The 24,703-nt window shown below is 65.9% G+C and carries 20 protein-coding genes; 12 read left to right on the top strand and 8 right to left on the bottom strand.

Annotated features, from left to right (window positions below; all coding sequences use genetic code 11):
- Window positions 1–136: 136 nt before the first annotated feature.
- A complete protein-coding gene (locus tag UN84_RS16990; RefSeq protein WP_046078988.1) occupies window positions 137–742 on the top strand; it encodes a TetR/AcrR family transcriptional regulator in 606 nt (201 codons plus the stop codon).
- Window positions 735–1,985 carry a multidrug effflux MFS transporter gene (locus tag UN84_RS16985; protein WP_046078987.1) on the top strand — a complete coding sequence of 417 codons (1,251 nt, stop codon included), beginning with the start codon at window positions 735–737 and terminating at the stop codon, window positions 1,983–1,985. The genes UN84_RS16990 and UN84_RS16985 overlap by 8 nt, the downstream gene beginning before the upstream one ends.
- 46 nt (window positions 1,986–2,031) lie before the next feature.
- Here the strand turns inward: UN84_RS16985 and UN84_RS16980 are convergent, their stop codons facing one another.
- Window positions 2,032–3,360 (bottom strand): ATP-binding protein, encoded by a 1,329-nt coding sequence (locus UN84_RS16980; RefSeq protein ID WP_161796806.1) that lies wholly within the window; start codon window positions 3,358–3,360, stop codon window positions 2,032–2,034.
- Window positions 3,361–3,419: 59 nt separating this feature from the next.
- A complete protein-coding gene (locus tag UN84_RS16975; protein WP_046078985.1) occupies window positions 3,420–4,199 on the bottom strand; it encodes a response regulator in 780 nt (259 codons plus the stop codon).
- Window positions 4,200–4,305: 106 nt separating this feature from the next.
- On the opposite strand from UN84_RS16975, the gene UN84_RS16970 reads away from it, so the two are divergent.
- The 9 genes from UN84_RS16970 (at window position 4,306) to UN84_RS16930 (ending at window position 16,253) form a co-directional block, all read left to right on the top strand.
- On the top strand, window positions 4,306–6,615 hold the full coding sequence (locus tag UN84_RS16970) for a TonB-dependent siderophore receptor (protein ID WP_046078984.1): 2,310 nt from the start codon (window positions 4,306–4,308) through the stop codon (window positions 6,613–6,615).
- A 298-nt stretch (window positions 6,616–6,913) separates the two neighbouring features.
- Window positions 6,914–8,314, top strand: a complete 1,401-nt coding sequence (locus UN84_RS16965) for an APC family permease (protein WP_052719334.1) — start codon at window positions 6,914–6,916, stop codon at window positions 8,312–8,314.
- Between the two features lie 93 nt (window positions 8,315–8,407).
- The gene (locus tag UN84_RS16960; protein WP_052719333.1) at window positions 8,408–9,313 is read left to right on the top strand and encodes a helix-turn-helix domain-containing protein; all 906 of its coding nucleotides are present in this window, start codon (window positions 8,408–8,410) and stop codon (window positions 9,311–9,313) included.
- A 278-nt stretch (window positions 9,314–9,591) separates the two neighbouring features.
- On the top strand, window positions 9,592–10,077 hold the full coding sequence (locus tag UN84_RS16955; RefSeq protein WP_046080347.1) for a universal stress protein: 486 nt from the start codon (window positions 9,592–9,594) through the stop codon (window positions 10,075–10,077).
- Between the two features lie 43 nt (window positions 10,078–10,120).
- Window positions 10,121–11,068: a tripartite tricarboxylate transporter substrate binding protein gene (locus UN84_RS16950; RefSeq protein WP_046078983.1), complete on the top strand. Its 948-nt coding sequence runs from the start codon at window positions 10,121–10,123 to the stop codon at window positions 11,066–11,068.
- A gap of 220 nt (window positions 11,069–11,288) precedes the next feature.
- Complete coding sequence (locus tag UN84_RS16945; RefSeq protein ID WP_237022337.1) at window positions 11,289–11,705, top strand: hypothetical protein; 417 nt, start codon at window positions 11,289–11,291, stop codon at window positions 11,703–11,705.
- A gap of 14 nt (window positions 11,706–11,719) precedes the next feature.
- The gene (locus UN84_RS16940; RefSeq protein WP_046078981.1) at window positions 11,720–13,207 is read left to right on the top strand and encodes a tripartite tricarboxylate transporter permease; all 1,488 of its coding nucleotides are present in this window, start codon (window positions 11,720–11,722) and stop codon (window positions 13,205–13,207) included.
- Window positions 13,208–13,447: 240 nt separating this feature from the next.
- Window positions 13,448–14,767 (top strand): hypothetical protein, encoded by a 1,320-nt coding sequence (locus tag UN84_RS16935; RefSeq protein ID WP_046078980.1) that lies wholly within the window; start codon window positions 13,448–13,450, stop codon window positions 14,765–14,767.
- 73 nt (window positions 14,768–14,840) lie between these two features.
- On the top strand, window positions 14,841–16,253 hold the full coding sequence (locus tag UN84_RS16930) for an aldehyde dehydrogenase family protein (protein WP_046078979.1): 1,413 nt from the start codon (window positions 14,841–14,843) through the stop codon (window positions 16,251–16,253).
- Between the two features lie 166 nt (window positions 16,254–16,419).
- Here the strand turns inward: UN84_RS16930 and UN84_RS16925 are convergent, their stop codons facing one another.
- The 6 genes from UN84_RS16925 to UN84_RS16900 form a co-directional block, all read right to left on the bottom strand.
- Entirely contained in the window at window positions 16,420–17,445 is a 1,026-nt protein-coding gene (locus UN84_RS16925; protein WP_046078978.1) for a phosphotransferase enzyme family protein, read from the bottom strand.
- Complete coding sequence (locus tag UN84_RS16920) at window positions 17,442–18,749, bottom strand: aspartate aminotransferase family protein (RefSeq protein WP_046078977.1); 1,308 nt, start codon at window positions 18,747–18,749, stop codon at window positions 17,442–17,444. Before UN84_RS16920 ends, UN84_RS16925 begins: the two co-directional genes overlap by 4 nt.
- 94 nt (window positions 18,750–18,843) lie before the next feature.
- Entirely contained in the window at window positions 18,844–19,542 is a 699-nt protein-coding gene (locus UN84_RS16915) for a helix-turn-helix transcriptional regulator (RefSeq protein ID WP_237022336.1), read from the bottom strand.
- Window positions 19,543–19,668: 126 nt separating this feature from the next.
- Entirely contained in the window at window positions 19,669–20,964 is a 1,296-nt protein-coding gene (locus UN84_RS16910; protein ID WP_046078976.1) for an NAD(P)/FAD-dependent oxidoreductase, read from the bottom strand.
- Window positions 20,965–21,052: 88 nt separating this feature from the next.
- Complete coding sequence (locus tag UN84_RS16905; protein WP_046078975.1) at window positions 21,053–21,478, bottom strand: Rid family hydrolase; 426 nt, start codon at window positions 21,476–21,478, stop codon at window positions 21,053–21,055.
- A gap of 78 nt (window positions 21,479–21,556) precedes the next feature.
- Window positions 21,557–22,693: a tyramine oxidase subunit B gene (locus tag UN84_RS16900; protein WP_046078974.1), complete on the bottom strand. Its 1,137-nt coding sequence runs from the start codon at window positions 22,691–22,693 to the stop codon at window positions 21,557–21,559.
- 945 nt (window positions 22,694–23,638) lie between these two features.
- Between UN84_RS16900 and UN84_RS16895 the strand changes: the two genes are divergently transcribed.
- A complete protein-coding gene (locus UN84_RS16895) occupies window positions 23,639–24,634 on the top strand; it encodes a porin (protein ID WP_046078973.1) in 996 nt (331 codons plus the stop codon).
- Window positions 24,635–24,703 lie beyond the last annotated feature (69 nt).

Genomic DNA, 24,703 nt, shown 5'->3' with positions numbered 1-24,703 from the left:
TGGCCCGGGCGGCCATTTTTTGACGCCACAAAAGCTACCTACCGTTCGGTAGCTTTTTGGGTTAGGATGCCGCCCCCCCGACGCCACGCCCCCTCGGGCGAGCGTCATCAAGGCCTGGATTCACTGGAGCAACGAGATGTCATCCGCCACGACGCCCGCGCTGCGCCGGGTACTCAATGCCGCCGTCGCGCAGTTCGCCCGGCATGGCTATGAAGGGGCTTCGCTGTCCCACATCGCGGCCGATGCCGGGATTCGCAAGGCATCGCTGTATTCGCATGTCAAAAACAAGGACGCGCTGTTTCGCGCGGTCTTCGAGGATGCCCTGCAGATCGAGACGCGCTTCGCCCGCGAATGCTTCGCGCACCCCGACCCCTCGCTGCCGGGGCAGCGCTACTGCGAGGCCCTGCAGGCGCGCTACGCCGACTCCGAGCACCTCCGCTTCCTGCTGCGGGCGTCCTACATCCCCTCCGAGGCGCTCTTCCACGAGTTCCAGCAGGGCTACGAGGGCTACATGCAGCAGCTGCTGGCCGGCTTCACGGCAGCGCTGCGTCGCCATGTCCGCGGGGCGCTCTCCGACCGGGACGCCGAGGTCATGGGCCATGCCTTCATGGGCATGGTCGACAGCCTCCACGTGGCCCTGATCTATATCGGCCAGGAGCGCTTCGAAGCGCGCCTGCATGCCCTGGAACGCCTGATGCGCGACAGCATCGACCGCCTGAACGAAGGAGAACGACATGACTGACGCGACGACCCGCCAAGGCACCGTGGGCATGGCCCTGGTGGTGCTGCTCGCCCTGCTGACGGCCCTCGATGCCATGGCCATCGACATGTACCTGCCCGGCATGCCGATGATCGGCCAGGACTTCGGGGTCTCGGCCGGCAGCGTCCAGCAGACGCTGTCCGTGTTCCTCGCCGGACTGGCGCTGGGCCAGTGCCTGTACGGCCCGCTGCTGGAACGCTTCGGACGCCGGATGCCGCTCCTGGTGGGGCTGGTGATCTTCGTGGCGGGCTCGGTGGGGGCGGCGCTGGCGCCGACCCTCGAGTGGCTGCTGGTCGCGCGTTTCGCCCAGGCCATCGGCGCGGCCGCCGGCCTGGTGGCACCGCGCGCGATCGTGGCCGACCTCTGCGACGTGAAGAGTTCCGCCAGGATCTTCTCGCTGCTGATGCAGGTGATGATGGTCGCACCGGTGCTGGCGCCGATGATGGGCGGCTTCATGCTCGAGCACGGCGGCTGGCGCGGCATCTTCTGGGTGCTGGCGGCGTGCGGCGGCATCGGCCTGCTGTGGAGCCTGACGGCCATTCCCGAGTCGCTGGCCCCCGAGCGACGCACGCCGCTGAACCCCGGCAGCGTGATGCGCGGCTACCTCGCCCAGTCGCGCCGCCGGGTCTTCATGGCCTATACGCTGGCCGGCGGCTTCGTGCTGGGCTCGCTGTTCACCTACATCAGCGCTTCCGCCTTCGTGTTCACCGAGCACTTCGGCATGACGCCGACCCGTTTCAGCTACCTGTTCGCCGCCAACTCGGTGGGCCTGATCCTCGGCGGCACCCTGGCCAACAAGCTGGCCGCCGGCGGCATGACGCCCGCACGCGTCACCTTCATCGGGCTCGGCCTGCATGCCCTGGCCGGTGCGCTGCTGTTCCTGGCCGTGATGACGGACATGGACACCCTCGCGGTCTATGGCACCCTGCTCGGCGTGGCGATCGGCGCACTCGGCCTGGTGTTCGGCAACCTGACGGCGCTGACCATGAATGCCGGCGGTGCCAAGGCCGGCGTGGCATCGGCCCTGATGGGCACCCTGCATTACCTGGTCGCCGCCGCGGTGGGCTACCTGGCCAGCCTGGTCGTACAGGGGCCCCACGTCATGCCGCTGGTGCTGGCCCTGTGCGGCCTGGCGGCCATCGCGCTCTGCCGGCTCGCCGGCAACCTCGCCGCCCCCGAGCCCGAGGGCGACCTTCGCGCCGCCGCTCCCGGCAGCGCCGAGTGATATCGGCCGGCGCCCGCCCCTCCCGGGGGTGCGCCGGCGATTATCGTCACGCCATCGCCGGCAACGCCATCACGACCCTCAGCCCGCCGCCGGTGCGATTCTCGAGCCTCAGCCGGCCGCGGTGCGCCATCACGATGCTCCGCGCGATGCTGAGCCCCAGGCCGTAGCCGAGAGCGCCACCCGCCTCGGCGTCGCCGCGCACACGGGGCTGCATGATGTCGGCGAGCCGCTGCACCTCGATGCCGGGGCCGTCGTCCTCGATCGTCAGCTCGACCCAGCGCCCGGCCAGGCGCAGCGTGAGCCTGGTGCTGCCCGCATAGCGCAGGGCATTCTCGATCAGGTTGTGCAGCACCCGCCGAATGCTCGCGGCCTGACCCGAGACGAACGCCTCGGCGGCCCCGTCCCAGCGAATATCGCTGCCCGTCTCGACGAAGTCGTCCACCACCTCTCGCACCAGCCCGGCCAGGTCGAAGGCGGACGACTCCTCCGGCCCCGCGCCGTCGCCGACCGAATCCAGCAGCGCCGCGATCAGCGTCTCCATCTGAACGATGTTGCCGACCAGTTTTTCCCTGAGCGCATCCTCCCCGATGCCCTCCACCCGGAGCCGCATGCGGGTCAGCGGGGTGCGCAGGTCGTGGGAGACGGCGGCCAGCAGCTCGGTGCGCTCCCGGATCAGGTCGATCAGCCGTTGCTGCATGGCATTGAACGCCTCAGCGGCCTGGCGCATTTCTCTCGGCCCCTCGACCGGCAGAGGCGGCCGCTCGATATCCCGCCCCAGCGCCGAGGCGGCTCGTATCAGCCGACGCAGCGGCCGGGTGCTCACGCGTACCACGACCAGCGCCACCGCGATCAGCGCCAGGGCACGCAGCAGATAGACGCGCAACGCATAGTCGCCCAGCACGATCCAGGCGGGCCGGGCGTTCCACCCCTGCGCCTGGTCCGCCCGGATGCGCAGCCACCGCCTCGGGGCGAGACGCAGCTGGAAGTCGAAGTGTCCGACCACCGGCGAGAGCCCGGTCAGGCCGGCCCAGGTGCTGGCGTCGCCGCGGTCGTTGCGAATATCCACGTCGAGCAGCGACAGCGGTAAGGCCTCTCCCGTCTCACGGCGCAGCGCGTCCTGCATCAGGCGTGCGACGTTCGCACGGGCATCGTCCTGGCGAGGCGGTGAGGGAAGCGGCGCCGCACGGAGCTGGGGGTGGAAGACCTCGGTGGCCAGGTCGTCGATCGCCTTGCCGTCGGCGAGCCGGTTCACGACGGCCGCGGTACGAAAGATCACCAGGCGGGCGGGTTCCTCGAGCACCTGGCTGTAGCGCACGTCATACCAGAGGCTGCCGAACAGCAGCTGGGCCGACAGGCCCCCGACTACCACGATCACGCATAGCTGGCCGAAGAGCGAGTCGGGCCACCGCCGGCGCCAGGCGTTAGCGGCCCCCATCAGCCGGCGTCGGCGGAGAGTTCGAGCAGGTAGCCCTCGTTGCGCACGGTGCGAATGAAGCGGGGGCGGCGGGCCTCATCCTCCAGCAGGCGGCGCAGGCGGCTGATGCAGACATCGATGGCGCGGTCACCGGGAAGATGGTCGCGCCCGAAGGCCTGCCGGCTCAGCATGTTGCGGCTGACGATCCGGTCGGGAGATGCGCTCAGGGCCTGCAGCACCATGAAATCGGAGCGCGGCAGCTCGAAGGATCGCCCCTCGGGCGATTGCAGCCGCCGGGTCCGGAGGTTCAGGCGCCAGCCGGCGAAACGCCGTTCGGCGTCGTCGGGAACCGAGGGTGACGCGGGGGGTCGGGCGTCCTGGCGCGGCGCGCTGCGACGCAGGACGGCACGCACCCGGGCCAGCAGCTCGCGAGGGTCGAAAGGCTTGGCCAGGTAGTCGTCCGCGCCGATCTCGAGGCCGATGATGCGCTCCGAGCAGGCGCCTCGTGCGCTGATCATGATCACCGGCAGCGAACGCCGATCGCGCAGCGTGCGGCACAGGCTCAAGCCGTCTTCTCCCGGCAGCATGAGATCCAGGATCACCAGGTCCACGCCCTCGTCCAGACGAGACCACATCTCGCGGCCATTGGCCGCTCCCCGGGTGCGGTATCCCATGCCGGCCAGATAGTCGCAGATCAGCTCACGGATCTCGTCGTCGTCGTCCACCACCAGCGCGAGGGCGCTTTCATCGTGCGCTCCGGCCCGGGAGGCCGAGGCCGGAGCGTCGTCAATACCATCCATTACATATGCCCCACAGAGCCAAAGGTTCTCCGCCTGAGGCGTCAATATAATCGTCGGTCCTCATTCAGTAAAACGCTAATCATTATTATTTCGAACAGGATCGTTCATGAAACATCGCGCCTCGCAGGCCACCGGAAACGCCGCCAGGACACCAGCAAAGCCGCTCACCGGTGCCCTTGCCGCCACCTTCGGCGGCTGCATGCTCAGCACGGCGGTCGTGGCCCAGACACCAACCGATGCCAACCACGACGAATCGCCCGTCCAGCTGTCTCCCATGACGGTCGAGGCCGGACGCCAGGCGGCACCCGAGCGGAGCTACACGATCCCCGAGACGAACAGCGCCACCGGCCTTGCGCTCTCGCCTCGGGAAACGCCGCAGTCGGTCACCAGCATCACCCGGCAGCAGCTTGACGACCGTGAGGCCGTGGATATCGAGGATGCCCTGGAGCTCACGCCGGGCATCACGGCAAGCAAGGCCGAAGTCGGCGTGCGCACGTCGTTCCGGGCGCGCGGCTACGACATCGGCAACTGGAAGGTCGACGGGCTGCAGTTCTCCGGCGATTCCGGATTCGGCGGCGGCGGCAACGCCCTGAACATGGACCTCTACGAGCGCATCGACATCGTGCGCGGCGCCAACGGGCTGCTGGGCGGCACGGGGGATCCCTCGGCAACGGTCAACCTGATCCGCAAGCGCCCGGAACGGGAGTTCGGCGGCAGCGTCTACGGCGCCTACGGACGCTGGGACCGGTCGCGGGTCGGGGCGGACCTCAATGTGCCGCTGACCGAGGATGGCCGCGTTCGCTCGCGCGTCGTGGTGACCCAGCAGGAGGGGGACACCTTTCGCGACAACGAGTCCGAGCGCCGTCGTGCGGCGCTGGCCAATCTCGCCTTCGATGCGACCGACGACACCACCCTCGGCCTCGGCTACCAATACGAGTATCGCAAGACCGACGGCGCGGGCTGGGGCGCCAACGTGCCCATCTGGTTCGCCGACGGCAGCAGGACGCACCTCTCGCGCAGCACCAACCTGGCACCGGACTGGAGCCATGCCGAGTCCAGGACCAACACGGTCTTCGCCTCGCTGAACCATGCCTTCAACGACGACTGGACCCTCGACGTTCACGCGGCCCAGAGCGACACCGACGCTCTCAACAATCTCGCCCTGGCCAAGGTCAACCGCGGCCCCTCTGGCGGCTTCATCGGCTACTGGGATCAGGACGGCGGCGGGGCGATCCTCAACGCCCTGCGCGAGAGGAACGAGACGCGACAGCGCTCGGTCGGGGTCGACCTGAGCGGCGCGTATGACCTGTTCGGGCGGCGGCACGACCTGATGCTCGGCGCCAGCGAGAGCCGCACGCGCGAGCGCACCCCGGAGCAGGAATGCACGATGTCCAGCGGCACGGCCTCCGAGTACTCCTCCTACTGCATGTTCCGCGCCACCAACGGCCTGGCGATCTCCGACTGGCGTCACGGCGTCGACGACGACATCCGCCTGGATGCCTCCCGCACCGGGCGGGTCAAGACTACCGAGACCCGGCTGCGCGGGTTCTATGCCGCGACGCGACTCGAGGTCACCGAGCCGCTGTCGATCATCCTCGGCGGGCGCGTCAGCGACTACGAGACCGACACCGACGCCTATGACGGCGCTACCACGAGCCGTCACGAACACGACGTCTTCACGCCCTACGCCGGGGCGATCTACGACCTGTCGGACCGCTACTCGCTCTACGCTAGCTACACCAACATCTTCACGCCGCAGAGCCAGCGCGACACCGGCGGGGCCACCGTCGACCCCGTCGAGGGCGACAGCTACGAAGCCGGCATCAAGGGAGAGTGGTTCGACGGTCAGCTGAACGCCTCCGCCGCGCTCTTCCGCACCCGCCAGGAACACCTGGCGGTGATGGATGGCGGCAACCTCACGCCCGATGGGGCCCAGGCCTACAAATCCGGCACCGGCAACGAGACGGAGGGGGTCGACCTGGAAGTGGCCGGTGCCATCACGCCGAACTGGAACGTCTACGGCGGCTACACCTATCTGCACTTTCGCCGGGTGGATAGCGACGGGCGCAGCGATCCCTCGCACCTGTTCAAGCTGTCGACGACCTATGAACCCGGCGGCCGGCTCAACCGCTGGACCTTCGGCGGCGGCGTCTACGCCCAGAGCCATATCGATGCCGTCTCGAGCCCGGCGGGGCAGCCCAGCCATGGCGTCAGCACCGGCTCCACCGCGGTCAAGTGGCCGGGCTATGCGATCTGGAACGCCATGGCCCGCTACGACATCACCGACGACACCCGCCTGAGCCTCAACGTCGACAACCTGTTCGACCAGCACTACTACGACCGCTACGGCTTCTATGCCGGCGCCATCTACGGCAGCCCTCGCAGCGCGACCCTGACCCTGCGCACCTCGTTCTGAGACCCGCCGCCGCCCCTGCCAGGGGGCGGCCATGCCCCCCCGCCACGACACTTCCCTTCACGGGCGCCGCTCGGCGGGCCTGCCGGACCGCAAGCTCGACGCCCTATCCTCGTTGCCCCCGTCCCACTCACCGACAGGCACCCGGCCCGCCGCTGGCAGGGAACACCAATTGTCTGGCAGTGGCAGTCAAGACGTGACATCCGATTGCAGGCAGATTGAAGTCGACGTCTCTCTGGTTTGATGAAACGACAGAGGCTGGGCACAACAAAGAAGGCACAAGAGCCTGAGGAGATTCGACATGAGCAGCACGATGGTGGGCCGGACGCCAGCCGCTAGCGGGACCGTGGGGCGGCCAGGCACGATCGGCTTCAAGACCATGATGGCGGTCTGCGTCGGCTGCGTGGTGGTACAGGGAGCGATGGCCTCGTCGCTGATAGGCTTCGGCATCGGCGGCCTGAGTTTCCTGGCGGCCATGGTCCTGGCGCTGATCTTCGCCTTCTGCAACGCCATCAGCTTTTCCGAACTTTCCCTGATGTACCCCACCTCCACGGGAACCCTGGCGACCTACACGCAGAAGGCCATCGGCCACTTCCCGGCGATCGTGTCGGTGTTCGCAGGCTACGTGGTGGTGGCGATGTTCGGCCTCTCGGCGGAACTGATCATGGTCGACGCCCTGCTGCAGACGCTCTTCCCCGAGGTGCTTCCCCCTTACCTGGTGCCGCTGCTGCTGCTGTTCGGCCTGGCGGCGCTGAACATCCTCGGCACCGATGTCTTCGCCCGGCTACAGAACCTGTTCACCTTCTCGATGATCGCGGCCATCCTGCTGGTCGGGGCAACGGCGCTGCTGGAGACACCCTCGGCACCGACCGCCCAGGCGGCGGCCGGCATCGACTGGGGCCTGGAGGGCATCCTGGATGGCAGCTTCATCGGCCTGACGGCGCTGGCGATGTGGCTGTTCGTCGGCTGCGAGTTCATCTGCCCCCTGATCCAGGACATCCGCCAGCCGGAACGCCGCGTGCCGCGCGCGATGTTCGTGTCGCTGCTCGTCATCTTCGCCCTGTTCGCCCTGTTCAGCCTGGGCGGCGGGCGCTATCTTTCCCAAGAGACGCTGACGACATCGTCGCTGCCCTATCTGGACCTGGTGGACGGCGTCTTCGGCAAGGTAGGGCTGATCATCGCCACCGTCATGGGCCTGACCGCGACCTGCAGCACCGTCAACACCGTGCTCGCCTCGGTACCGCGGATGATCGCCGGCATGGCCGACAACGGCCAGGCCTTCGGCATCATGGGCCGGAAACACCGCCGCTTCGACACGCCCTGGGTCGGCATCCTGTTCCTGGCCGTGATCGTGGCGGTGCCCTTCCTGCTCGTCAGCCCGGACAACATCGTGCTGCTGTTGATCGGCGCTTCGACCAGCTGGTTACTGGCCTACATCGTCGCCCACATCAACGTCGTCGTGCTGCGCTTCAGGAAGCCGTCGCACGCCCGTCCCTACCGGACGCCGTTCTACCCCATCCCGCAGATCATCGGGATCATCGGAATGGGTTACGTGGCCGCCCATGCGTCCCCCTCGCCGGACCTGACGGCCACCGTCTACACCCTGCTGGGGGCGGTCCTCGGCATCGTCGCCGTGATCGCCCTGTTCTGGGTCAAGCTCAAGATGAAGAAGGGGCTCTTCGAACCGGACATGACAGACTGACCCCGGCACGAACCACCGACCGCGAGACCACTGGCGATCCGGCGATCTCGCGGTCGCGATAACGACAACAACACGATTCAGGAGGCGTTGCCGATGACCGTCTCACTTCATCACTGCGAGGATGTCGCCGAGCATGCCCAGCGGCTGAGCGGCTGGCAGCAGGAATACGACCAGATCGAAGCCGGACACTTCTCCGGCGATATCGTCGATGTCAGCGGCCAGGAAATAAGGCTGTTCCGCGAAAGCGGCAACCTCGGGCTGTCGCACCTGATGCACTTCCCGGAATCGCAATGGCACCTGGTGCTGCCGATCCACTGGCCAAGCCATTCGCTGTTTCAGACCGAGGCCATCAACGTGCTGCCGCACTGCGAGGAATTCCGGGGCGTGGCACCGGCGAACTACGACCTGCTGGTGGTGTCGATCGATCGCCACCGCTACGAATGGCTCGAGCGCGACGACCACCGTCTGCGCCGGCTCGAGGCACCCGCCTCGCTGCTGGCCGACGTCAAGTCACAGTGGCAGGCCATGACGGACTACCTGCTCACGTCGCAGGAGGCGCCGTCGCCGGCCCTGCAGCGCACGTTCTCGCGCCAGCTCGAGGAGGGCGTCGAGCTGCTGCTGGGCGAGGCCTCGCGCTCACCGCGGCTCGACGACACCTGCTACCGCACCCGCCGCTACATCGTCGACCGCTGCCATGCGCTGGCCCGAGAGCAGCCGGACGATCCGCCCTCGATCATGAACCTGTGTCAGCGGCTGAAGATCTCCCGCCGCACCCTGCAGTACAGCTTCCAGGTGGAAACCGGGCTCTCGCCGGTCCATTACCTGCGTGCGCTGCGGCTCAATGCGGTGCGCAGAAGTCTCTTGCAGGACCCCTCCCAGAGCATCGCCGACGCCGCCGCCCAACAGGGCTTCTTCCACCAGAGCTATTTCAGCCGCGAGTACCGGCGCCTGTTTCGGGAGCCCCCCTCCACCACCCTGCGCCGCCTCCAGGCGGCATAGGGTGGTCGCGCCGGAACGGCTTCGATGACGAGCCCCCCTGCCGGGGCGCCTGACGGCGCCCCGGTTTCGCGTGCCACCTCCATGGCTGCCGACGACAGAGACATTGCCGATTAGTGCTAACGCCAGCGTTCCCGGCCATGCAACATGCATCAGGAACGAGGCACGTTCGAGGGATGCCGGTTTTCACCCGCGGTGCGATGTCCGCTTCCAGGTGGAAAGGCGGCAGGGGGCCACCCCCTCTCATCCCGCACCCTGCGATCCAAGAGAGGTCCGACGCCATGCTGCCGACAATAAAAACGATCGTGTATGCATCGGATATCACCAAGGGCAGCCGCCCGGCCTTCCGAATGGCCATCGAGCAGGCCGTCAAGCATGACGCCCGGCTCATCTTCCTCCATGCCATCGAACCGATGGGCACGGATACCCACGACATGGTGCGCGACTACCTGCTCTCCCAGGCACAGCTCAAGCACACCCGCCAACTGCTGGACCAGTATCACCACAAGATCGAGCAGCGGATCTCCGATTTCCTGAGCTGCGAGATTCCCGACGACACTCGGCTGAATCAGCCGCCGGAGATCGAGGTCGCCACCGGTCGCCCCGACGAGGTGATCGTCAACGTCGCCCAGCAGCAGCAGGCGGACATGATCGTGATGGGAGATCGCGGCGGGTCGGCCGCTTCCCGGCTATTCCTCGGCTCGACCACGCAGAAAGTCATGCAGCAGACAAGGATACCGGTCCTGATCGTCCCCCTCGGGGGCTAAAACCCGGCCAACTTCAACAACGCTACAACAAAAGAGGAAGACCATGAAAAAGCTGACAAAGACCCTTTCCATCGCCACCTTGGCCCTCTCTCCGCTGCTGGCCACCGCGCCGGCCATGGCGGAATATCCCGAACGCCCCGTCCAGTTCGTCGTCCCCTGGCCGCCCGGCGACCTGGAAGACATCCTCACGCGCATCATCGCCGAGGAAATGACGGACCAGACCGGCACACCGACCTCCGTCATCAACAAGCCCGGCGGCGCGGGCATCGTGGGCGCGCTGGACGTCGCCCAGTCACGCCCGGACGGCCAGACCATCGGCTCCTTCGTCGCGGATATCCTCACCGCTCACATCCATACCGGCAACGCGCCCTACGACCGCTCCACCTTCGAGCCGGTCGGCATCTTCCTCGACTACCCCTTCGTGATCGCCGCCAATGCCGACGCCCCTTACGACAACCTGGAGGAGCTGGCCGAGTACTCGCAGGAAAACGATATTGCCCTGGGTCACTTCGGCTACCAGGCGCTGCCGACGGCCGTCACCTTGCAGGCCGCCAAACAGACGGGTATCCGCTTCAACTCCTATGCCGCCTTCGATGAGAACAACTGCACCACCCTGGCGACCGGTGACGCCGATGTCATCAACACCACGACCCAGCTGATCCTCTCCTGCCTGAAATCCGGCGAGGTCAAGCTGCTGACCTCCCTGACCAAGGAGCGTCTGCCCATCGCTCCGGACGTGGCCACCCTGACCGAGCAGGCAGGCATCACCCAGACCACCTGGAACGGCCTGTTCGTGAAAGCCGGGACCCCGCAGGAGGTGAAGGACCGGATCGCGGAGATCGCCCAGGAGGCCCTGCAGTCGGATCGCGTACGCGAACTGAGCGAGTCGACCGGCGCCGGCATCTACTGGATCGGCGGCGAAGAAGCCGAGGAGATGGTGGCCCGGGACTTCGAGAACTCCGAGGCACTGCTCGAGTTCATGAACCGGTAACCCGCCGGCGGGAATGCGGCCCGGGAGATCGGCCGCATTCCCGCTCCGTTCGTCACCCCATCGTGTCCCGACGCCTCGGAAGGTTGCTGCCGTGCCAACTCAGACCACCGTCAAAGCCGACATCTACTGGATACTGTTCATCGTATCCGTTGTGCTGCTGATACTCGTTCCCGACCAGGCCGCCTGGGTAGAGACCCGGCGAGGCTGGTACACACAGCCCATGATGGGAGCTCTGCTGGGCCTGGGAATCCTGGCGATCTTCTCGGCCTATCGCGCCGTGCAACTGACGCGATGCGAGATCCGCCAGGGCCGCCGCCCCCTGTTTCGGCGCAACCCGCTCGAAACGCTGGTGGGGCTGCTGGACAGCTATCGAACGGCCCTGATCTCGTCACTGCTGTTCTTCCTCTACATCAAGTCGCTGCCTCTCATCGGCTTCGTGCCGGCCACCTTCATCTTCGTCACCGTGCTGCTGTGGCTCTCTCGACTCCTGAACCGTACCTGGCTGGTCGCCACCATCGGTACGTTGATGGCGCTGGTGCTCATCTTCCGGGTCACCGTATCCGTCTGGATGCCTGACGTGTGGCTGTATTCGCTGCTGCCCGATCACCTGGCCGACTTCGCCAACCGCTATCTCTGAGAGGTTCCAGCATCATGGATGCACTACTGCTAGGCCTTAATGAAGTGGCCACCCTGGACGTCATGCTGGCGATCGTCATCGGGGCTCTCATCGGCGTCACCATCGGCTCCATTCCCGGACTGGAACCCGCCGGCGTCATGGCGATCCTGCTGCCGATGACATTCGCCATGGAGCCCCTGCCCGGCGTCTCCCTGCTGCTGGGCGTCTATGGCGGCGCCTGGTACGGCGGCGCCATTCCCGCCATCCTGATGAACACGCCCGGCACGCCGGTCGCGGTGCTGACGACCTATGACGGCTATCCGATGGCACAGCGCGGCGAGGCCCGCCGAGCGCTGTCCATCGCCTATACCTCGTCCTTCGTCGGCGGCCTGATCAGCGTCTTTTCCCTGATCCTGCTGGCACCGACCCTGTCCCAGATCGCTCGTAAGTTCGGCTCCGCCGAGTTCGCCATGCTGGCGGCACTGGGCATGATCTTCGTCGTCCTGGCCCATCGCAAGCACGTGGTCGAGGCGGCCATGATGCTGGGGGTGGGCATCTTCCTTGGCACCATCGGCCTGGACCTGTCCTACAGCACCCAGGTCTACACCTTCGGACAAAGCTGGCTGCTCTCGGGCATTCCCCTGGTGCCCGCAGTAATCGGCCTGTTTGCCATGTCGCAGGCGTTCATCCTGCTGTCACAGCGCAGCAACGACGCGCAGGAGACGAAGCTGTCCGGCAGCGGGCTGTTTTCCGGCGTCTTCGACCTGCTCAAGCACAAGCTGACCGTCGCCCGCTCGGCCGCCCTCGGCGTGATCATGGGACTGCTGCCCGGCGTGGGCGAATTCGGGTCGCAGTTCTTCTCCTACACCCTGGCACAGAAGTTCTCCAGGACGCCGGAGGAGTTCGGTAACGGTGCTCCTGCAGGCCTGATCGCCTCGGAGACTTCCAACAATGCCGTCACCGCTTCCGTGATGGTGCCGCTGCTGGCATTCGGTATTCCCGCCGATGCCCTGATGGCTATGCTGTTGGCGGTCTTCATGGTGCACAACTATATCCCTGGCCCGACGCTGTTCGTGGAACGCCCGGAATTCATCTCCGGCCTGTATATCTCGTTGCTGATGATGAACGTGGTGGTGTTCGCCTACTTGACCTTCGCCACCAAGTGGATCGTCAACCTGACTCGCGTCAGGGGGCGCTTCATCGGTGCCTTCATTCTCGTGCTCGGTTTCATCGGCAGCTACAGCCAGAACTATCAGTACACCGACTGCCTGATTGCCCTCGGCTTCGCCATCTTCGGCTACGTGCTCAAGCGCAATCAGATCCCCGCCGTTCCCATCATCCTTGGGCTGGTACTGGGGCCGCTGTTCCTGACGCGCACGCAGCAGGCGCTGGGCGTCGCCGGAGGCGATCTGACCATCTTCCTTCAGCGACCAATCAGCCTGACCCTGGTGATCATGATCGTGCTGTCGATCAGCATCTTCGCCTGGAGCCAGCTGCGCCAGCGCCGGGATTCAAGGGCATGAGAAGGACTCGGCGCCTGAGAACAGCTTCCATGCGCCTCCGTGCCACGTCTCGCGCTCGAGCGGACGGGCGACATGACAACCACCGGACGAGAGCCCTCTTTCTGTTCCATGAGTCATCATCGGCGCCGCGAGGACCTGTGCACGACGAGGCCTCCGATGCCATGACACAACGCCTCTCCGTGGCCGGCTAGAAGGCCACGCTATTCAACGATAAAAACCGCCATACCAAGGGAAAACTTCATGAAGAAAAACATCAAGCCCTCCGTGAGTGCGATCCTGCTGGGCTCCGCCATCGCCTCCGCCTCCGGCTCCGCGTCCGCCTACAACCTTTACAGCGAAGCGGGCACCGAGCTGAACCTGGATATCGAGGCGGTACTGGGTGTGTTCTCCAGCCAGGAGAGCTACCGGCCCAATTCGGAAGGCGGAAGCTCCGACTGGCAGGAGGGCTACCTCAAGTATGGCCTGTCCGGTCAGCATGCCTTCTCCTCCGGGGCCAGCCTCTATGGCGCCCTGAACCTCGTCAGCTCCGCGACCTGGGGCGATGGCGATGCGGGGGGCTTCACCTCCGGCGATGAATCCGAGACCGAGCTGGAAGACGCCTACGTGGGCTGGCGTTCCGGCAACCTGATCCCGGTTCTGGGTCAGGATGGGCTGGACCTTTCCTTCGGCCGCCAGAGCTTCGTCATCGGCGACGGCTTCTTGATCAACGGCGACGCCCTGAACCTCGGCGATGCCCTGGGGAACGATCTTGACCGTGGCGGCGCCTACTGGCTGGCCGCGCGCAAGGCCTTCGACCGCACCGCCATCGCCCGCATCGGCGGCAGCGAAGGCCTGCGTAGCGATCTGTTCTGGCTGGAATCCGACAACAAGGGCCAGGCGGAAACCGAACTGGCCGGCCTCAACCTCGAGTACGTCATCCCGGAAGGGACCTTCGGCATGACCTATCTCGAGGGCCTGGGCGTCAACGAGGACTTCGGATACGCCAACCGGGACGGCCAGGAGACGGTCAGCCTGCGCTATCAGGGCAATGCCGGCGTCGACAACCTTTTCCTGTCGGGTGAGTTCGTGACCCAGGATCAGGGCGACGACTCCACCGACGGTGACGCCTGGTACCTGGAAGCCGGCTGGACCTTTGCCGAGCTGCCCTGGTCGCCCAGCGTCAACTACCGTTACTCGACCTTCGACGAAGGCTTCGACCCGCTGTTCTTCGGCTTCAACCGCGGTTACGGCACCTGGTTCCAGGGCGAAGTGGCGGCCAACTATGCCGGCCCGTTCAACTCGGATGCCGATGTGCATCACCTGGGCCTGAAGGCCTCACCGACGGAGACCCTGAGCCTGGGCGCGCTGTTCTTCGATTTCAGCGACACCACCGGGGGCAGTGGCGGTCTCGATGGCCAGGAAGTCGACCTGTACGCGGAGTGGGTGGTGAATCCGCACCTGATCGTCAGCCCGCTGGTCGGGTTCTACTCGCCGGACCACAGCGATGAAAATGGCGGTACGCAGATCGGCAACGACGACACCAACGTCTACGCACAGCTGATCGCGGTCGTGCCGTTCTAAACGAAACCCTGAAACGACCTCGTGACGAGGGCCTGCGGGCCCTCATCCTCGCAGGTCAGGAGCCTTGCCACTCATGACGACTCAACGTTCAATGCTCATCGATGGGTCCCCCGTGATCGGCGCCGGGGACGCCTTCTCGGTCATCAACCCGGCCACGGAAGAGGCGATCTGCCAGTGCAACATGGCCAGCGTCGAACAGCTTGACCAGGCCGTATCTGCCGCGCGGCGCGCCTTCGCGACCTGGCGCCAGACGCCGGATGCGGAGCGGCGCCGGCTCATGCATCGGATCGCCGACCGCCTCGACGAGCACGCGGACGAGCTGGCCGGGATCATCGTGCAGGAACAGGGCAAGCCGCTTGCGCTCGCGCAGATGGAAGTCGGCGCCGCCGCCGCCTGGACGCGCTACAACGCCGACCTGGAGATCCCCGAGCCCCTGCTCGAGGACAGCGACAGCCGGCAGGTGTCGGCCAGCCGCAAACCGCTGGGCGTCGTGGCCTCGATCACGCCCTGGAACTGGCCGCTGATGATCGCGATCTGGCACATCATGCCGGCACTCCGCACGGGCAACACGGTCGTGTCCAAGCCCTCCGGCCTGACGCCCTTGAACACGCTGCGCCTCGTCGAGCTCATCAACGAGGTGCTGCCGGCGGGGGTCGTGAACGTGGTGATGGGCGAGGCCGAGATCGGCAGCGCGATCAGCGCGCATGAGGATATCGACAAGGTCATCTTCACCGGCTCGACCCCCACCGGCCAGCGCATCATGACCAACGCCTCCGGCAACCTGAAGCGTCTCACCCTGGAGCTCGGCGGCAACGATGCCGCCATCGTGCTTCCCGATACCGACCTGGACGCGGTCGCGGAACGCATCTTCGATACCGCCTTCATCAACATGGGCCAGACCTGTGCCGCCCTCAAGCGGCTCTATGTCCACGAGAGCCAGTACGAGGCGATGTGCTCCCGGCTGGCCGAGCTGGCCGCCCGGCAGAAGGTCGGCGACGGGTTCGATCCCGACACCACCTTCGGCCCAGTGCAGAATGCCGACCAGCACCGGCTCGTCTCGGCACTGGTGGAGGACGCCCGCGCCAACGGTGGACGCATCGTCTGCGGCGGCGAGGCGCCCCGGGGGCCAGGCTATTTCTATCCCCCCACCATCGTAGCGGACGTCTCCAACGGCCATCGCCTGGTCGATGAGGAACAGTTCGGGCCGGTGTTGCCGGTCGTCGCCTATCGCGACCTCGAGCAGGCCGTCAGCATGGCCAACGACGGCGCCTTCGGTCTCGGCGGCTCGGTCTGGGGATCGGATCTCGAGCTGGCCAACCGCCTCGCCACGCAGCTGGAATGCGGCACCGTCTGGATCAACAACCATGCCGAGGTACTGCCGAACATTCCGTTCGGCGGCAGCAAGATGTCAGGGATCGGCGTCGAATTCGGCCTCGAGGGGCTGCTGGAATACACCCAGCTCCAGGTGATCAATTCTCGTAAGTGAACCGAGCATCTCTCGGGCACCTCTTGCATCAAGAGGCTGCTTTTGGCTCCCACCCGGGAGCCTTTTTTATGCTCGGCATCGACGGCGGAAGACCGTTCCCCTGCGCTGGTGCAAACGCAAGGGGCCGCGGCCATGTGGCAGCGGCCCCTCGGCGCCACGCCGGTCGTCAGGGCCGGGAGGACAGATACCGTTCCGCCTGCTCGCAGGCGCGACGGATCAGCTCGGGCGCCAGCTCACGCGCGGTATGGGTTTCCTGGCGACTGCGGATCCAGCCCAGGTAGGTACAGGCTCTCGCGGTCAGGAACAGCTCCAGGCGATCCAGATCGTCGTCCGACAGGGCCCGACGCTCCCGATAGCCGTCGATCAGCGCCTGTTTGGCGACCGGATAGCAGGCCTCTTCCTGAATGTGGTAGAGGGCCGTGGCCAGCTCGAACATGTGCCACCCGAACCCGGCATCGTCGAAATCGATCAGACGCAGACGACCGTTATCGGCCATCAGGTTTTCCAGCACGAAGTCGGCGTGAATCAGGCTATAGCGCTGGGGCGAGCGGTCGACCTCCGACAGCTCGCGGCTGATGCGGTCACGCGCCGTTTCCAGCAGCCGCCGCTGAGCGTCATTCAGCAGTTCCAGTTCCCAGAAGCGCCCCCAGAAGGGCGCCTCCCCCACCAGGCCGTCATGGTCCCAGGCGTGTCGCTCGAACCCTTCCGGCAACGCCCAGCGGCTCGACTGATTGTGCAGCTCGGCGGCGGTCCGCCCCAGGTCGGCATACAGCTTGTCGACATGCTCGGCGTTGTCGCCCAGCCCCTCTTCCTCGGACCCCAGGGGAGCCCCGTCGATCCAGCCGAAGAGATCGACATGGCGAGGCGCCGTGATGACCTCGGTGGACTCGCTGACCAGCAGGCGGCCGTCGGTCGTCGGAAGGACCTCGGGGACGGCGATGCCGCTGTCGTTCAGCGCCGCCATCCACTGCAGCTCGGATTGCAGTGCGGCGAGGCTGTGATAGCCGTGACGGTGGATGCGCAGGGCGTAGCGCTCACCGTTTCCGGCGGACACCTGGTAGACCGCATTCTCGCGGTATTTCACCAGCGACAGCTCGCTGCCTTCCAGCCCCCAGTGACGCAGGGAGCGTTGCGCCAGCTCCTTCAGATGAACGCCCTGATGCTCCGGGGACAGGTTGTCGAACGTGCTCATGCGGTCACCTCCTCGGTCAGTTGAGTCAGGGCCTCATCCAGGGTGTGCAGCAGGATATCCGCGTGCTCGGTCTGGAACGGCATGGGGGGGCGCAGCTTCAGGATGGCGTCATGGACGCCGATCTTGCTGATCAGCACGCCCTTGTCGCGCATCAGGTTGATGAGGCGACGCGTCTCGGCCTGGGCCGGCGCCTTGGTCGCGCGATCCTTGACCAGCTCCACCCCGAAGAACATGCCCAGATCGCGGACCTCGCCGATCAGCTCGTGCTTCCGTTGCAGCTTGCGCAGGCCCTCGGCCACATAGGCGCCGGTGGTGACCGCGTTCTGCATCAGGTTGTCTTCCTCCAGGGCATCGAGCACCGCCATGCCGACGGCGGTGGATACCGGCGTACCGCCGAAGGTATTGAAGTACATCGCCTCCTTGCTGAACGCCTCGATCATCTCGGGGCGCGCCACCACGCCGGCCAGCGGGTGACCGTTGCCCATGGGCTTGCCCATGGTGACGATGTCGGGGGTGACGTCGTACCACTGGTAGGCCCAAAAATGCCGGCCGCTGCGGCCGAAGCCCGCCTGCACCTCGTCGGCGATGAACACGCCGCCGGCCTGGCGGACCTTCGCCACGGCCTTCTCCAGGAAGCCCGGCGGCACGTCGAGCAGGCCTTCGTTGGCAAAGTCGGGGCACACCAGAATGCCGGCCACCTTGATGCCTTCGGCGTGGAATTCATCGATCGCCTGCTGGACCCGGTCGGCATAGGCCTGGGCCAGGGCCTCGCCCGAGAGCCCGTCGAGGGGACGATAGGCGTCCGGGATCGGGAACGACTTCACGCGCTTGGTGGTCCTGGCCTCCGGCATGAAACCGGTGCCGATCTCGGCCACCGCCTCCGTGTTGCCGTGGTAGGCGAAGTCGGTGACGATGATGCCCTGCCCGCCGGTACAGAAGCGCGCCATGCGCAGCGCCAGCTCGTTGGCTTCGCTGCCGGTGCAGGTCAGCATGGCCATCTGCAGGCCGTCGTCGAAGGTGCCGGTCAGCCGCTCGAGGTAATCGACGATGTTGTCGTGCAGATAGCGGGTGTGGATGTTGAGGGTCGAGGCCTGGCGGTGCATCGCCTCGACGACGCGGGGGTTGCAGTGCCCTACGTGGGGCACGTTGTTGTACACGTCCAGATACCGCTTCCCCTCGCTGTCCCAGAGCCAGACGCCCTCGCCGCGCACCAGATGCAACGGCTTGTCGTAAAACAGCGGCGAGTGGTGCCCCATGACGCGATATCTTCTGGAAAGAAGATCCTTAGCTTGATCGTCGGCCATAGTGTGAGTCGCCTCCTCAGCGAGAAACGAGCGATGAATGCGAGACCAGTATTCGGTGTTCCGCCACGAGACGGCATCCATCAGAGGGTGGAGTTCAACGATTCAGGTCCGCCAGCACTCTCGCGACCAGCTCGCTGCGAGTGCGCACGCCGACCTTCCGGAAGATATGGTGGAGGTGGGTCTTGACCGTCGCCAGACCCAGCGACAGCCGCTGGGCAATCTCCTTGTTGCCGCCGCCGCGCAGCACGAACTCCAGCACATCCAGCTCACGCTCGGTCAGGCCATAGGTCGCGGCGACGCCCTCCCGCTCCCGGTCGCGCTGGGGCAGGTAGGTCGCGTTGAGGGAAAATTCGATGAACGGCTGGACCTGGCGCAGCAGCTCCAGCTCCTGCGGCCGGAAATTCCCCATCGATGCCTCGCGCAGGATGGTGATGCCCGCGATGATCCGCCCCTCGCGACGAAAGAACATGTCCGCCACGTAACGATGGTTATGCGGCACCATGAACTCCTGGTAATAGAGCGTCTGCTTCAAGAAGTGCGGATCGATCTGCGAGTCCAGCGTCACCACGGTGTCGTCACGGCCGGCGAAGCGTTCGGGGTGCAGCGGATCCAGGGCACCGTACTCGGTGCAATACTCGCGCTCGGCATCCGGGGGCAGGTTATACAGCAGGGTGCCGGCATGCCGCATGTCCGGGTTGACCAGGAAGAATGCCGAACCGCTCAGGGGGACCAGGCGGCCGATCAAGGCCAGGGTTTCACGCTGAAAGCGCTGGGCATCCGGGTGATCGTTCATGATGCGCAAGCCTTCTTCGGAGTCCACGACCGCGGGCAGCGTGACCGGCATGAAGCGGGCCGCCGCCCTCCGCAGGCGCCGCCTCATGCGGCGGCGACGCCCGGCGTGAGCGCCTGAGGCTGGCCCTCAGAAGCGCTCGAAGCGGTAGGGGGACGGATCGATGATCGGCGTTTCGCCGGACAGCAGGTCGGCCGCCAGCTGCCCCGCCGCCGGCGAGGTGCCGAAGCCGTGGCCGGAGAAGCCGGACGCGATGCTCAGCCCCGGGATACCGGGCACCGGTCCGATGACCGGGTTGGAGTCCGGCGTGATGTCCATCATCCCCGCCCAGGCCGACTCCACGGTGGCCTGCTCGAAGATCGGCCAGGCGGCGGAGAGATTGCGCTGGGCCTCGGCGTTGATCGTCGAGTTGGCCGCCGGATCCAGGGTCCGGACGCGCTCGAAGGGCGAGGTCTTGCTGCCGCGCCAGCGCCTCGGCAGCGCCAGATCGCGCAGGAAATGCTTGCCCAGCGAGATCCGCAGCAGGTGGCGCTGGGAGCGCAGCGACCCCAGGTAGCGTGACCCGACCAGCAGGTGATCCAGCATCAGGGGAGCATCCAGCGCACCGCGCTGGGTGACGATGAAGCCGCCGTCCTGGTGCTTGCGGAAGGAGAAATCGGGGCCGCCGACGGCGATGTCCGTCGGCCCTTCCATCGGCGTCGTCTTGAACACCGAACAGATCAGCGGCAGGACCGGCAACGAGACGCCGAGGTTGCCGAGGAAACGCCGGGACCACATGCCGCCGGACAGCAGCACCTGATCACAGCGGATCTCGCCCTTCTCGGTCACCACGCCGCTGACCTTGCCGGCCGACCGAGACACCGTGCGCACCGCGCAGTTCTCGACGATCACCGCGCCCTTGGCCATGGCGGCCTTGGCGATGGCACTGGAGGCCAGGGTCGGCTCCGCCCGCCCGTCGGAGCCGGTGAAGATGCCGCCGGCCCACTCGCCCCGGCCGCCGGGCACCCGCTGATCGATGTCCTTGGCGCTGAGCAGCTGCGAGTCCAGCGACAGCGACTCGACCGACTTCAGCCAGGCTTCGTGAGCGGCCAGCTGCTCGGCGGTGCGGGCCAGGAACATAATGCCCGTCTGACGATAGCCGACATCGCTGCCCACACGCTCGGGCATGCCGGCCCACAGCCGATCCGAGGCCAACGCCAGGGGCACGTCGTCCAGCTGGCGGCTGGTCTTGCGAATCCAGCCCAGGTTGCGGGAGGACTGCTCGGCGGCGATACGCCCCTTCTCGAGCACCACCACCGGGATGTTGCGCTCTGACAGGGCCAGTGCCGCCGTCAGGCCGATGATGCCACCACCGATGATGACCACGGTGGTCGAGGCGGGGAAGTCGGTGGACGTTTGAACGGGCTCGATGGTCGGTGCTGCCATGGCGGGAATCCTGAACGAGTCGGTGAACGACGAGCGCGCGGCGGCCGGCCCTGTTGGCCGGTCACCGCGGCAAGAACGAGCGGCCGCCTTACTGGGCGGAGGTGTCAATCCGCTCCACGTCGGCGCGGCCGGCGCCACGATAGGCGGTCACTTCCAGCTCCACCTTGTAGACCTCGGAGCCCAGCGGCGGGCAGGTCACGGTGATGGACGGATCGACGCCGCGCATCTTCTGGCCGAAGAGGGTCATGACGGTCTCGGTGTCGGCCGGATTCTGGATGAAGATCTTCGCCGATACGATGTCGGCCAGGCCGCTATCCACGGAGCCGAGCGCGGTCTCGATGTTGGCGAAGACCTGCAGCAGCTGCTCGCTGACGTCCTCGGGGATCTCCTTGGTCTCGGGGTTGCGCCCCGCGGTGTTGGACACGAGGATCCAGTTGTCGACGGCCACCAGCCGCGAATAGCTGGCGTGGGTTTCGAACTTCGAACCTGTCTTGACCTTCACGATATGGGTCATGATCTCTCCCGGTAACGTCATCGGATGGAAAAAGGGGCCATCGCCGGACGGCGATGGCCGGGGAGCCTGCGCCTGGTCTCAGCGGAGCGCAGGGGTGTCCCAGAGGTTGAGCTTGACGCCGATGCCCTGTTCGATCGCCCGGCGATAGACCACGGTGGCCCAGGCCACGTCCTCGACCGGCATGCCGCCGACCGACATCATGATGATCTCGTCGTCGTTCTGGCGGCCCGGGGCATCGCCGGCCACGATCGCGCCCAGATCCTCGAGGCCATCGGCGGAGAAGCGGCCTTCCTCGATCATGTCCATGAACTTCATGCCGACCAGCGGAATGCAGTGGTGAGCCGGCTTGGGGACTTCCTCGTACCAGGCCTCGTACAGGCCGGTGTTGTCGAGTACCTTGCGCACGTCCGGCGCTTCCATGCCGGCATCGAAGTTGCACGGCGCCGGCATGGCCAGGAAGGTGCCCGGGCTGACCCACTCGCGCTTGACCAGCGGGTAGTCGTCGGGATTGCCCACTTCCCCGGAGGCACAGTAGGTCACGATGTCGGAGTCGCGCACGACCGCTTCGATGTCGTCGACCACCTGGACGGTGAGCTGCGGGTAGTTGTCATGGACCCAGTCGGTGAAGGCCTCGAGGCTCTTCTTGCCACGTCCCTTGACCTTGACGGTGTCGATCTGGGGACAGGCGGCGATGAAGGCGGCCAGCGAGGTGCGCGCCATCACGCCGGGCCCGAAGATGCCCACGACCTTCGAATCCTTGCGCGCCAGATGGCGGGCGCCGACGCCGGGCACCGCACCGGTGCGGTAGGCCGACAGCAGGTTGGCCGACATGTAAGCCAGGGGGGCGGCCGTATCGGCGTCGCTGAGGGTGAACATGAGGATGGAGCGCGGCAGCCCCTTTTCCTTGTTCGCGATATTGGAGCCGTACCACTTGACGCCCGAGGTGCAGAAGCTGCCGCCGAGATAGGCCGGCATGGCCATCATGCGACGATCGGCGGTGGGCTTGGGCATGTTGGGGAAGGGCGAATCTTCCGGGAACATGATCATGGCGCCGTGCGAATCGTTGTTGGGGCCGGCCATGCGGTAGTCGCCGTGGTAGAGCAGTCCGAACATCTCCTCCATGGTGTCCACGCAGGCCGCCATGTCGGTGACGCCGGCACGGATCATGTCCTGCTCGGAGAGATAGATGAAGTCGATCCGGGTATCGTTGGCCATGCTGGAATTCCGCTTTGTTGTTGGGTGTGAAGCTCGCAGGCCCTCGGCCAGTGGATGGGTGGCGCTGCCGAGCCTCATCGTCAACTCGCTCCTGGGCATCGGGCTGGCGGCATCGACGGTTCGAGACGAGCGAGATGACGGCCGGCGAGCCTCAGCGGGAGCTTCTTATCGACTGACATAGTGCGTGTCAGTCGACGCCGGCGTTAGCACAAATCGGCAATTCATCCTCGGGACCTCCGATGGTCGATCATGACGACCTGGCCCAGAGTTTCCACGATACGAAGGCCTCGAAACGGGCATGCAGAAGGCCCGTCGGCCAGCCATCACCCAGGCCCCGTGAAGAAATAATTCCCTTCAGCATCAAATGGTTGATGAAACAATTCCGGGAACGAGGTCACACCTCCGGAGACCATCGCGCGGATGCGGCGAGGGAAGAGAACACATGGCCGGCCCAGCCTTGTCAGGCATGGCGGAATATCAAAAGCGATACGCTTGTTTAGGTCCTGTACGAATACGGTCTGCGCTCGCCCATACGGCGTTAAAAATCGGCTCAAAGGCCTCATTGACACCACGTAAACTCCGCCTTTTCACCGATGTTTGCCTTGCGACCCACAGGGAGGTGGAAAGTGCGTTGGCCCGCCGGGAACGGGCCTGGCCCTGGCCATCGCTCGCCGACTTTTCGCACAAAACCCAAGACGGCTTCACTGAAGCTCGATCAGATACTACTTACTGCAGAGTCGTATTGGCTCTCGGCAATCTCTCCTTGTTCACGATGTCGCCGACACTCGGCGACACGACGGCAAAACCCTCTCGCCCATGACGGCATGTGGACTCGCCGCTGTTTCACACGGTGAAAAAGCGAATTGATCCACGATCGCTTATTTCAGAGCCTTGCTCCGCGACACCCGATGTCAACGACAACAACAGCCATCATGGGAATACATAATGACAACCGCGACACGCCTAGCCCTGGCGCCCCTGGCGCTCTTCCTGACGATGCCCGCCCAGGCCGTGGCCGACGCACCGCACGCCGGGCCACATTTCTCCGGCACGCTGAGTGGCGGCGTCCTCGACGTCGATGATCGCGACAGCGATCTCTGGGCCTTCAAGGCGGAAGCCGGCGTGGATGGGCTCTACCGGGTCAACGACGACCTGCGTATCCGCTATGAGCTGGTCGGCGACTTCGCCAATGCCATCAACTCGGTGGACGCCCAGACCTGGACGCCCGGGGCGCATGCCCAGGAAGAGGGCGAGATCTATGTCCGCACCGCCAGGGTCTTTCTGTTGACCGACTACGGCAGCCTGGGATTGCAGCCGAGAGCCCCTTCGGGGTTCTGGGGGCAGATCTATCGCAACATCGATACCTTCGAGTACAACCGCCTGCACAAGCAGACAGGTCAGAACGCCATTTTCGGCCAGTCTGAACAAGGCACGGACGTACTCTCCTATGGCTCCCCCAAGTTCCACGGCTTCCGGTTCATCGCTGCGGCTCTGACGCCGGATAACCATAACGGCGAAGAGCTCGACGTGGTGACCGGGCGCCTGGTCTATGATCAGGGCCCCCTGAATGCCGGTATCGGCCACACCCGGATCGATACGCCCGCGGGCGATGGCTACGACCTCACCCGCACCTCCTTCGGGCTCGGCTATGACTTCGGCATGATCCGCCTCGGCGGCGTCTACGAGCACAATGACGACCGTGCCGACAGCACGAACCGCGGCTTCGATGCCTGGGGCGTGAACGCCTCGGCGCGTTTCACCGACGCCTGGTCGGCCTCGCTCGGCTACGCCGAGAACGACAACCCGGGCGATGCCGACAACAGCAACGTCACCGGCATCGTCCGCCACCATTTCAATGACCGGGTCTACGCCTTCCTCGAGGCCGCCAGCTACCAGAACAGCGACGACAACCTGGCCACGGGGATCAGCGTCAGCTTCTGACGCCTGTCGTCCTCGGCGATACCGGGCGCACGCGCCCGATATCGCTGCCCTGCCGTGCGAAGCACGGCA

Source organism: Halomonas sp. HG01 (assembly GCF_000968715.2).
Classification (GTDB): domain Bacteria; phylum Pseudomonadota; class Gammaproteobacteria; order Pseudomonadales; family Halomonadaceae; genus Halomonas; species Halomonas halophila.
The sequence above is the reverse complement of the archived record's forward strand: the minus strand, read 5'-3'. Positions and strand labels throughout refer to the sequence as shown.